The sequence below is a fragment of the Mesorhizobium sp. M0189 genome, from assembly GCF_040322135.1.
Lineage (GTDB): Bacteria > Pseudomonadota > Alphaproteobacteria > Rhizobiales > Rhizobiaceae > Mesorhizobium.
Map to the genome: position 1 here is coordinate 37,565 of NZ_JAMYSW010000019.1, position 11,464 is coordinate 49,028.

Annotated in this window: 14 protein-coding genes; 6 read left to right on the forward strand and 8 right to left on the reverse strand. The window is 62.5% G+C overall.

Features of this window, described 5'->3' with window-relative positions:
- Positions 1-12: 12 nt before the first annotated feature.
- On the reverse strand, positions 13-807 hold the full coding sequence (gene purC, locus NKJ09_RS26710) for a phosphoribosylaminoimidazolesuccinocarboxamide synthase (protein WP_023674725.1): 795 nt from the start codon (positions 805-807) through the stop codon (positions 13-15).
- A gap of 270 nt (positions 808-1,077) precedes the next feature.
- On the opposite strand from purC, the gene NKJ09_RS26715 reads away from it, so the two are divergent.
- Together NKJ09_RS26715 and NKJ09_RS26720 are read left to right on the forward strand one after the other, a co-directional pair.
- Complete coding sequence (locus NKJ09_RS26715) at positions 1,078-1,398, forward strand: DUF1476 domain-containing protein (RefSeq protein WP_023717390.1); 321 nt, start codon at positions 1,078-1,080, stop codon at positions 1,396-1,398.
- 120 nt (positions 1,399-1,518) lie between these two features.
- Positions 1,519-2,292: an HpcH/HpaI aldolase family protein gene (locus tag NKJ09_RS26720; RefSeq protein WP_352495803.1), complete on the forward strand. Its 774-nt coding sequence runs from the start codon at positions 1,519-1,521 to the stop codon at positions 2,290-2,292.
- 98 nt (positions 2,293-2,390) lie between these two features.
- On the opposite strand, the gene NKJ09_RS26725 is transcribed toward NKJ09_RS26720, so the two are convergent.
- Positions 2,391-2,939 (reverse strand): RBBP9/YdeN family alpha/beta hydrolase, encoded by a 549-nt coding sequence (locus tag NKJ09_RS26725; protein WP_023717392.1) that lies wholly within the window; start codon positions 2,937-2,939, stop codon positions 2,391-2,393.
- Between the two features lie 271 nt (positions 2,940-3,210).
- Here NKJ09_RS26725 and NKJ09_RS26730 point away from each other — a divergent pair, with 271 nt between their 5' ends.
- Entirely contained in the window at positions 3,211-4,023 is an 813-nt protein-coding gene (locus NKJ09_RS26730; RefSeq protein ID WP_352495804.1) for a VOC family protein, read from the forward strand.
- Between the two features lies 1 nt (position 4,024).
- On the opposite strand, the gene NKJ09_RS26735 is transcribed toward NKJ09_RS26730, so the two are convergent.
- The 4 genes from NKJ09_RS26735 to NKJ09_RS26750 are packed head-to-tail and all read right to left on the reverse strand — an operon-like array spanning position 4,025 to position 7,201.
- Positions 4,025-4,597 carry an RBBP9/YdeN family alpha/beta hydrolase gene (locus tag NKJ09_RS26735; RefSeq protein ID WP_352495805.1) on the reverse strand — a complete coding sequence of 191 codons (573 nt, stop codon included), beginning with the start codon at positions 4,595-4,597 and terminating at the stop codon, positions 4,025-4,027.
- A complete protein-coding gene (gene purB, locus NKJ09_RS26740) occupies positions 4,597-5,904 on the reverse strand; it encodes an adenylosuccinate lyase (RefSeq protein WP_352495806.1) in 1,308 nt (435 codons plus the stop codon). The genes NKJ09_RS26735 and purB overlap by 1 nt, the downstream gene beginning before the upstream one ends.
- 59 nt (positions 5,905-5,963) lie before the next feature.
- Positions 5,964-6,464 (reverse strand): hypothetical protein, encoded by a 501-nt coding sequence (locus tag NKJ09_RS26745; protein ID WP_031193518.1) that lies wholly within the window; start codon positions 6,462-6,464, stop codon positions 5,964-5,966.
- Positions 6,465-6,475: 11 nt separating this feature from the next.
- Positions 6,476-7,201, reverse strand: coding sequence for a DUF2259 domain-containing protein (locus NKJ09_RS26750; protein WP_352495807.1), 726 nt, complete (start codon positions 7,199-7,201; stop codon positions 6,476-6,478).
- Positions 7,202-7,449: 248 nt separating this feature from the next.
- On the opposite strand from NKJ09_RS26750, the gene NKJ09_RS26755 reads away from it, so the two are divergent.
- A complete protein-coding gene (locus tag NKJ09_RS26755; protein WP_254817658.1) occupies positions 7,450-7,704 on the forward strand; it encodes a DUF2171 domain-containing protein in 255 nt (84 codons plus the stop codon).
- 29 nt (positions 7,705-7,733) lie between these two features.
- Here the strand turns inward: NKJ09_RS26755 and NKJ09_RS26760 are convergent, their stop codons facing one another.
- Both NKJ09_RS26760 and NKJ09_RS26765 read right to left on the reverse strand, forming a co-directional pair.
- Complete coding sequence (locus NKJ09_RS26760) at positions 7,734-8,753, reverse strand: P1 family peptidase (protein WP_352481167.1); 1,020 nt, start codon at positions 8,751-8,753, stop codon at positions 7,734-7,736.
- Positions 8,753-9,826, reverse strand: a complete 1,074-nt coding sequence (locus tag NKJ09_RS26765) for a branched-chain amino acid ABC transporter substrate-binding protein (RefSeq protein WP_352495808.1) — start codon at positions 9,824-9,826, stop codon at positions 8,753-8,755. Before NKJ09_RS26765 ends, NKJ09_RS26760 begins: the two co-directional genes overlap by 1 nt.
- 180 nt (positions 9,827-10,006) lie before the next feature.
- Between NKJ09_RS26765 and NKJ09_RS26770 the strand changes: the two genes are divergently transcribed.
- Both NKJ09_RS26770 and NKJ09_RS26775 read left to right on the forward strand, forming a co-directional pair.
- Positions 10,007-10,501, forward strand: a complete 495-nt coding sequence (locus NKJ09_RS26770) for a flavin reductase (RefSeq protein ID WP_023717402.1) — start codon at positions 10,007-10,009, stop codon at positions 10,499-10,501.
- Between the two features lie 31 nt (positions 10,502-10,532).
- Positions 10,533-11,462 (forward strand): AAA family ATPase, encoded by a 930-nt coding sequence (locus tag NKJ09_RS26775; protein ID WP_352495809.1) that lies wholly within the window; start codon positions 10,533-10,535, stop codon positions 11,460-11,462.
- Positions 11,463-11,464 lie beyond the last annotated feature (2 nt).

Consider the following 11,464-nt stretch of genomic DNA (forward strand, 5'->3'; position numbering starts at 1 on the left):
GCGGGCAAGCCGTCAGTGCGGCTTGCCTTTGACACCGTCGGTCGATGCGACGAGCACCGGTCCGGCAGGGCGCGGCGGTTCGTTCTCGTTCATGATGCCGAGGCGGCGGGCAACTTCCTGATAGGCTTCGACGAGCCCGCCCATGTCGCGGCGGAAGCGGTCCTTGTCGAGCTTGTCCTGGGTCGCCACGTCCCACAGCCGGCAGGAATCCGGCGAGATCTCGTCGGCGACGACGATGCGCATCATATCGCCTTCGAACAGGCGGCCGCATTCGATTTTGAAATCGACGAGCTGGATCCCGACGCCCATGAACAGGCCGGAAAGGAAGTCGTTGACGCGAATGGCCAGCGCCATGACGTCGTCGATCTCCTGCGGGCTCGCCCAGCCGAAGGCGGTGATGTGCTCTTCCGATACCATCGGATCGTCGAGCGCATCGGCCTTGTAATAGAATTCGATGATCGAGCGCGGCAGCACGGTGCCTTCCTCGATGCCCAAGCGCTTGGCCAGCGAGCCGGCGGCGACGTTGCGCACCACCACTTCGAGCGGGATGATCTCGACTTCCTTGATCAGCTGCTCGCGCATGTTGAGCCGGCGGATGAAGTGGGTCGGAATGCCCATCCGGTTGAGATGATTGAAGATGTGCTCGGAAATGCGGTTGTTGAGCACGCCTTTGCCATCGACGATTTCATGCTTCTTCTTGTTGAAAGCGGTGGCGTCGTCCTTGAAGAACTGGATCAGCGTGCCAGGCTCCGGTCCCTCATAAAGGATCTTGGCCTTGCCTTCATAAATGCGGCGGCGATTTTTCATCTGATTTTTCTCTGGATTTGCGGGCAGGCGGCAAGCGACCAGTTCCTGTCCGTCTGCCTAAAATAAGATGGCGACGGTGGGGTTCAATGCCGGTGTCTATCCCAATCGCACTGTTTGCTCAATCGGCAAATCCTTTCAATCAACCGCTTTCGGGGACCGAAATGCCGCAGCGCAGCAGGCAATGTAGCATATTGACCGGCCGGCGCCCTTTTGGTTTGTGCTCCGGCAACACATATTGGCACAACGAATCGGATTTCACGGAGGGATGCCATGAGCAGCATGAAAGACCGCGAAGAGGGCTTTGAGCGCAAATTCGCATTCGACGAGGAACTTCGATTCAAGGCTGCGGCACGCCGCAACAGAGCGCTCGGCCTGTGGGCTGCCGAAAAGCTCGGCAAGTCAGGCGCCGAGGCCGACGCCTATGCCAGGGAAGTGGTCGTCAGCGACATCGAGGAAGCCGGCGATCACGACGTTTTCCGCAAGATACGCAAGGATTTCGATGCAGCCGGCATCGACCAGTCGGACCATCAGATCCGCCGCACCATGGATGAATTGATGGCGCAGGCGATCGAGCAGATCAAGAACACCTGATCCTTCCGCCGGTATCGATCGAATGCTGGACCAATCGACCGCCCGGCCTAACCGGGCGGTTTTTCTTTGCCTTTACGGTCATTTCCGGCTGAATTGCTGCAGCCAAAGAGGAAATCACCAATGTCCCTGAAGTCACGCCTTGCGGCCGACGAGACGCTGTTCACTGCATGGTCCGGCGTGCCGGATGCCTTGACGGTCGAGATACTGGCCAGACAAGGGTTCGACGCGGTTACGCTCGACATGCAGCATGGTGGCCATCACGAGGACAGCGTGCTGCGCGGGCTTGTGCCGGTGCTGGCCGTCAACAAGCCGGCTTTGGTGCGCATCCCGGTCGGCCGCTTCGACATGGCCAGCCGCGCGCTCGACTTCGGCGCCGAGGCTGTGATCGCCCCGATGGTGAATTCGGTGGCGGACGCAAAGCTGTTTGCCGCCGCCATGAAATACCCGCCACTCGGCGAGCGCTCCTGGGGCCCGACCTATGCTTTTCCGCGCCATGGCAAGGGCGACTATGCCGACTGGCTGCGCGACAGCAACCAGCGCACCATGGCGTTCGCCATGGTCGAAACGCGGGCCGCGCTTGATGCACTCGACGGCATCCTCGACACGCCGGGCATCGACGGTATATTCCTTGGCCCGTCGGATTTCTCGATCGCCTGGTCGAAGGGCACCACCGTCAGTTCGACGCTGGAGAGCATGATGGAGACCGTCGCCTCGATCGCCGAGCGCACCCGCAAAGCCGGCAAGCATGCGGCGATCTATGTGATGGAACCGGCCATCGCCGGTCGCGTGGTGTCGATGGGCTACCGGCTGCTGGCGTTGGGTTCCGAGCATTCGCTGATTTCGCTTGGGGCAAAGACCCTGCTGAGCAGCGTCAGGGATTCGATCGCTTCCTAGAGCAATTCCAGGAAAAGTGTGAAACGGTTTTCCGTCCGGAATTGCGTCAAAACAAAGAGATAGAGCGGTTCGCCGTTTCCGTGAAACGATGAACCGCTCTAGAGATCCGTCAGGAATTTCGCGAACGTCATCGACCCTTCGGGCCAGGGGCCAAAGCCGGAATCCGCGTTGAGATGGCCGGCATCGCCGGCGTCGATGAACAGCGAGCCCCAAGCCGCGGCAATGTCCTCGGCGACGCCGAAGGCGCAGAACGGGTCGTTGCGGCTGGCGATCACCACCGACGGAAACGGCAGCGGGTCACGCGGATAGGGACCGAAGGTCATCAGGTGCCTCGGCTTTATCTTTGGATTGGCGACATCGGGCGGCGCCACGAAAAAAGCGCCGGCGACCGGCCGCTCGAACCGGGACAAGGCCTGGATGACCGCGGCGACGCCAAGCGAATGGGCGACGATGACGACCGGCCGCTCGGCCTCGTTAACCGCCTTGGCGACACCCGCCGTCCAATCCTCGCGCACCGGCTTCGACCATTCCGCCTGTTCGACGCGGCGCGCCGTCGATAGTTTCGACTGCCAGCGGCTCTGCCAATGATCGGGGCCGGAATTGGTGTAGCCCGGCACGATGAGAATATCTGCTTCCCTGACTTTCATGGCGCGCATGTAGCGAGAGGCGCTGTCGGGTGCAACCAGGTATGAACTCAACAGCCACACGCAAACGGCCTCTCACGAGCCGGGTTCTGCTCGCTATTGTGAACACCATGTTCGCTTCTTGCGCTCTTGTGTGAACGACCGCGATGGACGATCTGTCGCCAGGAAAGAATGGCTGTTCCGAGATTTTGGCACGGACACGGCTTAGAATGATTGATGGCGCCGGGTTCCTCCGTTGGAAGCTTGTCGAGCGCCGGCTGAACGGAGCACTTTGATGAGCGAACTGCCTTTTGCCGCGACGACCCCGGTCAGCGTTGCCCGTGTCGGCTTGCGGGCGCGCGATGCAGAAAATCTCGCTGCCTACTATCGCAAAGTCGTCGGTTTGCAGGAACTGAGCCGCTCCGGCGGCACAATTACGCTCGGCGCAGTCAATCGCCCTTTGCTCGACATCGAAGCGGATCCGGCTGCGAAACCCGATGACCCGCTCAGCGCCGGTCTTTTCCACACCGCCTTCCTGCTACCCAGCCGGGCCGATCTCGGCCGCTGGATCAATCACGCCATCGCCGGCAAGATCGGCATCGAGGGCGCATCCGACCATCTGGTCAGCGAGGCTCTTTATCTGACTGATCCGGAAGGCAACGGCATCGAGATCTATGCCGACCGCCGCCCCCAGGATTGGAAATGGAATGGCGACAAGATCGCGATGGCGACGGAGCGGCTGAACATTCCGTCGGTCATTGCCGAAGTGCCGGCCGGTGACGCCGGCTGGCAGGGCGCGCCGGAAAACAGCATTATCGGCCACGTCCATTTGCGGGTCGGCAGGCCGGAAGAAGCCGAAGCATGGTGGCATCAGGAGTTCGGTTTCGACACAGTGGCAAAGTACGGTGGCGCGGCGGTGTTCCTGTCGTCCGGCGGCTATCATCACCACATTGGCGCAAATGCGTGGCAGAGCGCGGGCGCCGGTCGCCGCGATCCCGCCCGCTCCGGCTTGGCCTGGGTCGAGATGCGTTCGGACAATGCCGCAAGCGAGACCACCCGCGAGGATCCGTGGGGCACGGCGATAACGACGGTTCCCGGTAAGGCGTAGGCTAGAGGTTCGCCTTCTCAAGCAGGCGTCCAAGCATCAGCAGGCCCGCTGGCCATAAGCCGAGGCGGGCCTCGTTTCCCATATGGCCAAGATCGCCGGCATCGGCGATGTCCGCACCCCAGGCTCCGGCAAAGGCGGTCGCCTTGTCGAAAGTGACGCGTGGGTCGCTGCGGCTCGCCACCACCAATGTCGGGAAGGGCAGGCGCTTCAGCGGCATCGGCGCGAACGGGCGCACCGCGTCGAATGAAGGATCGGTATCCTCGACATTGGTCGCGGCAACCAGGAATGCCGCCGCGACCTTGTCGAGCTGGCTTTGACTGGCGCCGGCAGCCCACTTCACCGCCGTCGCTACCGCCAGCGAATGCGCAAGCAGCACGACGTGGCGCGGTGCGGCGGCCACCGCGGCATCCAACTGGCCGATCCAGTCTTCAGGCTTAGGCCGGTCCCACTCGGCCTGCAGCACGCGGCTCGAATTGGGGAACACCCGGCACCAATGCGACATCCAATGATCCGGCCCGGAGTTGCCGCGCCCGGGCAGGGCGAGAAAATCGAAATCTCCGGCCGACGAAATCATCAGACCTCTCCAAACACTCTGCTGAAGATCGTATCGACGTGCTTGGTATGATAGCCCAAATCGAATTTCTCGCGGATCTCGGCCTCGGGCAGGGCAGCGACAACGTCCTTGTCGGCCAGAAGTTCCTCAAGAAAATCAGCGCCTTGCTCCCACACCTTCATGGCGTTGCGCTGCACCAGCCGGTAGGCGTCCTCGCGCGAAACACCGGCTTGCGTCAGCGCCAGCAGCACGCGCTGCGAATGCACAAGGCCACGGAATTTGTTCATGTTCTTCAGCATGTTGTCGGGGTAGACGAGCAGTTTGTCGACAACGCTGGTTAGTCGCGAGAGCGCGAAATCGAGCGTCACCGTCGCGTCGGGCCCGATCATGCGCTCGACCGAGGAATGCGAGATGTCGCGCTCGTGCCAGAGCGCCACATTCTCCATTGCCGGCAATGCGAAGGAGCGCACCATGCGGGCAAGGCCGGTGAGGTTCTCGGTCAGCACCGGGTTGCGCTTGTGCGGCATCGCCGACGAGCCCTTCTGTCCGGGTGAAAAGTACTCTTCTGCTTCAAGTACTTCGGTGCGCTGCAGATGGCGCATCTCGATCGCCAGCCGCTCGATCGACGAGGCGATGACGCCGAGCGTGGCGAAGAACATCGCATGGCGGTCGCGCGGGATCACCTGCGTCGACACCGGCTCGGGCTTCAGCCCAAGTTTCTTGGCCACGTACTCTTCGACATAGGGGTCGATATTGGCGAAGGTGCCGACCGCACCCGAGATGGCGCAGGTGGCGATGTCCTCGCGTGCGTGCACCAGCCTCTCGCGGCAGCGCGAGAATTCGGCATAGGCCTGCGCCAGCTTGACGCCGAAAGTGGTCGGCTCGGCATGGATGCCGTGGCTGCGGCCGATGGTAATCGTATCCTTGTGCTCGAAGGCGCGGCGCTTGAGCGCCGCAAGCAGCCCGTCAATGTCGGCCAGGAGGATGTCGCTGGCCCGGGTGAGCTGCACGGCAAAACAGGTGTCGAGAACGTCGGAGGATGTCATGCCCTGATGGATGAAGCGGGCATCCGGCCCGACGAATTCGGCAAGATGGGTGAGAAAGGCGATGACGTCGTGCTTGGTGACGCGTTCGATCTCGTCGATGGCTTCGACATCGAATTTCGCCGCCCCGCCTTTCTCCCAAATGGTCTTGGCGGCCTCCTTCGGGATGACGCCGAGCTCGGCCAATGCGTCGCAGGCGTAGGCCTCGATCTCGAACCAGATGCGGAACCGGGTTTCGGGCGACCAGATGGCCACCATTTCCGGCCGGGAGTAGCGAGGGATCATCAGTCGGTCCTGACTTGCAAGAGCATTTGCCCGCGTCCTAACAGAGGCAAGCAAAATGCTCAACGTTGCTGGCGCGCAAACCAGACACTGGCGACAGCCAGCGCAATGAAACCGAGCGGAAAATACAGCCGGATGCCGAGGACGACGAACTGGTAGAGCGCCGTCAACATCGTGAACACGAACTGGAAAACCCAGGTGATGGTGAGCGCGGGCGCATGCCATTGGACATAGTAGGAGCGGTATTGCAGCCCAAAGAGGCCGCCGGTGAAGGCGATAGTCACGGTGAGAAGGCAGACGAAGGCGGCAGCGAGGGCGATCTCCCAGTTGCGTCCGAGGGAGACGAGTCGCGCCAGAAACAGCCCAACCGGGAAGGCCAGCGCGCCGCCGGCAGCATAAAGCAGCGAGACGAAGCGGACCTTCGCCGGGGTCTCCCAATCGTACAGCTGCAGATTGAGCAGCGCGCTGGCGCCCATCGCCATGGCCCACAACAAGGCACCGACAAAAGCGGTGCGCAGCGGCGGCAAGGAGCGGCGGAGACGGCGCAGAGCGCGATAGCGCATGGCGGGGAACGTCACAGGCGACCGGTTACCGCGATCCAGCGATAGTCCGGCCCTTCGAAGCCGTATTGGCGCACCGCGATCAGCACGGCATAGGCGCTGAGGCTATCCAGCGAAAATGTCTGGACCGCGCCGATCTGGTACCCATTCGGACAGCCTCTGCTTTGCGGGATCGATTTGTCCTCGTGAATAATCCTCGTCAGGCTGCCGTCTCTCGCTTCGATGCGCAGCAGGCGAAAGCCCTTGATCTCGCCCTGGCTCTGGCAGCGTTCGGTGTCGTTCATGCCGATCTGGTCGAGCCGGAACTCGAGCGGTTCGTCGACCGGCGAAAAGATCGGGCGCGGATTGACCACCATGCGGAAGGGGTCGGCAGAAAGCTCGGTCACCGGGTTGAAGCCGGCGGTGATGCCGCGATTTGCCGTGAGTTCCGCCTGACTGACGATCGCTTCGCCCTTTTGCCGGGCCTGCAGCCGCGCTGCGTCCACGGTGGCATTCTCGTGGTCGAGCCGGATACGGATCGGCGAGCCCTTGAGAAAATTGTCGTCGGCCGTGTTGATGTAATAGCGGTTGGCATACGGGAATCCCGATCCGTCCTGGACGCCATATTCTTCGAAGGCGAAGATGCCGCCGTCACTGCTGAAGCCGAGGATCTCAAGCTCGGCGACATCGCCTGCGTAGGCGGCGACCAAAGTTGCAAGCTGGGCGAACAGGCAGACGGCAAACAGGGCAAGATTTCGCATGGGGCTTTCCGTTCAGGCAGTCGACGTCGTTAAATTCCCTATCACGATGCTGTCAAAAGATCGTGCTAACTGAAACACGAAGTCGATGCATCCAATCCGGCTGTCGTTTGTTATTGTCGGCAGCTTCATCGCATCGTGCCTTCCGAAAATCAGAATCGATTTTCGGAAGGGCACGATGCATTGATTCAAAATGTTTAGAGCATCCTTTGCGCGTCCAAAGGACGCGCGGCGCCCTAAGGGAGACCCCCATGACCGATGCAGCCAAGATCCGCGAACGTATGGAAGTGATCGGCGCCGACGGCGTCCATGTCGGCACCGTCGACAAGGTCGACGGGGATCGCATCAAGCTGACCAAGCGCGACAGCGGCGAGGGCGCTCACAGGGGCCATCACCACTTCATTCCTCTCAGCCTCGTCGCCGAGGTCGAGGGCCAGAAGGTGCGCCTGTCGGCAAACTCGGATGTTGCGGTCACGTTCGAGGAAGAAAAATCCGACCCCACCTGATCGGTCGCCCGACCACAGCGTTGGCGCGTTCAGCGCGACGACCAGACCGGGAAGAGATCGCCCTCGGCCGGCGTCGCGGCAAAGACGCCGCGGCTGATGGCGCGCGCCATCGTCGCGCCGGCAGCTGCGTAGAGATCGATTGCATCGTTGGGCCCGAGCTCGATGCCGCTCTTGCCCGTTGCCAGCGCGAAGACCAGATCGCCGTCGGCGGGCGTGTGCGTCGGCCAAATGGCACGGACAAAGCCGTCATGCGCTGATATCGCCAGGCGTTTGGCGGCGGCCTTGGTGAGGACCGCATCAGTGGCGATCACGGCGATGGTCGTGTTGGCGCCGGTTTCCGCCTGCTCTGCGGCATGCTTGTCACGGAACTTCAGCAGGATCTTTCTGGCACCGTCAGGCATCGGGTGGGGATAGCCTAAGCCGCCGAACTCGTCGCCGATCTCGAACGGTGCCGCCCAGAAATGGCGGGTCCCGGCGACCGTCACCGAGCCGGTCGGGTTGACGGCGGCGAGCGCGCCGATGGTGACGCCGCTGTCCAGCATTGTCGAGGCCGAGCCGAGCCCGCCCTTCAGACCGGAGCTCAGCGCGCCGGCACCCGCGCCGGCGGTGCCGAGCGCAAAGTCTATCGCGGCGGCTTGCGCGGCTTCGTAGCCGAGGTCGCGGTAAGGCGGATACCGGCCCCAATCCTTGTCGCCGCCATTGCGCAGGTCGAACAGGATCGCCGCCGGCACGATCGGCACGCGAAAGCCGCCGACCTCGACGCCGATGCCTCTTTCGCGCAATGCCGCCTGTACCCCCGACGCGGCGTCGAGGCCAAAGGCCGAACCGCCCGAAAGCACCACGGCGTGGATGGCATGGATTGAATTGTGCGGCTCGAGCAGGTCGGTTTCGCGGGTGCCCGGCGCACCGCCCAGGATTTGCACGCCGGCCACGGCCGGTTCGTCGCAGATGACGGTGGTCACACCGGATTTCAGCTTGGCATTCGCCGCATTGCCAACCCGCAAGCCGGCAACGTCGGTGATGAGATTGCGCGGACCGGTATGGAACATTATTGGCTCTCCGCCCGCACGAAACGGCCGCCGTCGAAACGGTAGGCGCGATAAGGATTTTGCGTCAGGTCGCCTTTCTCGTCAAAGCGGATCGGCCCGATCGCCGTAGTGAAGTCATGTCCAGTAAGCAGGTCAGCCAGGCTTTTGCCGGAGGTTTCGGAAGCCGCAAAGGCCTCGCGGGCGATCTCGACCGCGGCATAGGCGGGAAGCGTATAACCATCCGGCACGATGTTTTGTGCGACAAAGCTTTGCAGCACCTTGGGGTCGGCGACGTCAACCCATTCGGGCGGCGCGATCATTAGCGTGCCGACGGCGTAAGGCACGTCGCCGAGCGGCGCGCGCAGCGCTTCACCGCCGGCAAACACCATGCCGGTATCGAGCTGGCCGGCGTCGCGGCCCATAATGGCGACATCATCGCCGTCACCACCGGCAAAGACATGCGATGCGCCGGCTTTCTTCAGTCGGCCGATCAGGCCGATCTGGTTGTCGAGCTGCGGCCGGAACGTGTCGACGAACACTGGCTTCAATGCCGCCTGCTCGGCGGCAGACCGAAACGTCTCGGCCATTTCGCGGCCATAGATCGTGCCATCGTCGACGATAGCGAACAGCTCGTTCTGCCATAGGCGGGTGAGGGTGGCGGCGACGGCATTGCGCTCGTCGTCGCCGCGCGGCCCGAGACGATAGATCGGCCATCCCGTCTTGGCGCGCCGGTCGGTCAGGCTTTCCGTGCGCACGCCGACGGTGATCACCGGGATGTCGGCATCCTTGAGGATCGGCAGAGCCGCCTCGATTGCGTCGGTGCACAGAAAACCGATGACGACCTTGACCTTGGCCGCGGCGAATTCCCGCGCGGCGGCAACGCCGCCAGCGGCCGTGCAGGCGTCATCGATCGTCCTGATCTCGGTATCACTCGCTTCAGCCGCCATTGTCGCGCCTGCCTCGATCTGCTTGCCGAGGATCGCCGACGGCCCCGACAAAGGCGCCGCGACACCGATCAGCAGCGTCTCGGCACTCGCACTACCGGCGAGCGAGAGCCAGGCCAGCACCGCTATCGTGGTTGTCCAAGGTCGCATGCGAGCGAAGAATTCCTCCGCGCCGGTCGCGTGTTTTGCCGGCGCCAATGCCGTCAAGACCTAAAGGCTGGCCAGCTTTGGCGCAACACGCGAATTCGGGATATAGCTCAAGCACTTCGCTTGTGGCATGCAATATGCGGTCATATATAACGGCTGGTTCTGACTAACGGAAAATCATCGGTGCTGAAGAAGAATGAAATCGGGCCGCAGGCCTACCGCGACGCTATGGCCCATTTTGCCGGCCATGTGCATGTGGTCACCACTGATGGCCCGGCGGGCAAGCGTGGCGCGACGGTGATCGCGGCCTGCTCGGTGTCGGACACGCCGCCGACCATCCTGGTCTGCCTCAATCGTGAAAATCCCAAGAACGAGCCGTTTGTGAAAAACGGCAAATTTGCCCTGAACACGCTGGCTTCGGATCAGGAGCCGCTGTCGATCGGCTTTTCCGGCATCACCGGCCTGCCGGTCGAGGAGCGTTTCGCATTGGCCGAATGGGACGTCATCTCGACCGGTGCGCCGACGTTGAAGGGCGCGCTTGCCGTCTTCGACTGCGAGCTGATCGACACCAAGGATTTGGCCACTCATCGTGTGCTTTTTGGCAAGGTGACAGGCCTGCGCACCGGCGATAATTTGCGGCCGCTGATCTATCACGACCGCAGCTACCACGCTCTGTAGAGGCTTTGATGGCCGCGTCCATGGAGATCAAATGACCGAGCTGAAATCGCGCCCCGTGCCGCGGACCATCGACGAGACGCTCGATCTGTTGACCGGTGCGGATTATGTGGCGGACCGGTCGCTGGCGACTGTGCTGTTTTTGTCGCTGCGCATGAAGCGTCCGCTGTTCCTTGAGGGTGAGGCCGGCGTCGGCAAGACCGAGATCGCCAAGGTGCTGGCCGAGGCCCTTGGCCGTAGGCTGATCCGCCTGCAATGCTATGAAGGGCTCGATGTCTCGTCTGCCGTCTACGAGTGGAACTACGCCGCGCAGATGATCGAAATCCGCATGGAGGAGGCGGCCGGCAAGGTCGACCGCTCCGACATGGAACGCAACGTCTTTTCCGAAAAGTATCTGATCCGCCGCCCGGTGCTCGATGCGCTGACTGGCAAGGCGGGCGCCGCACCGGTGTTCCTGATCGACGAACTCGACCGCACCGACGAGGCCTTCGAGGCATTCCTGCTCGAAATCCTTTCCGATTTCCAGGTGACGGTGCCCGAACTCGGCACCATCAAGGCGGAGGAGCCGCCGATCGTCATCATCACCACCAACCGCACGCGCGAAATCCACGACGCGCTGAAGCGGCGCTGCCTTTATCACTGGGTCGATTATCCCAATGCCGAGCGCGAGCTTGAGATCGTCCGCCGAAAGGTGCCGCAGGCCAACAGCCGGCTTTCGGCCGAGGTCGTTTCATTCATCCAGAAGCTGCGTCAGATCGAGCTGTTCAAGGTGCCCGGCGTCGCCGAGACCATCGACTGGGCCGGCGCGCTGACCGAACTCGACAAGGTGGCGTTGGACCCTGAGACGGTTTCCGACACGATTGGCGTGCTGCTGAAATACCAGGACGATATTGCCCGCATCGGTGAGGGCGAAGGCCGGCGCATCCTCAACGAGGTCAAGGCCGAGCTGTCGGCGGCGGAGTAGGG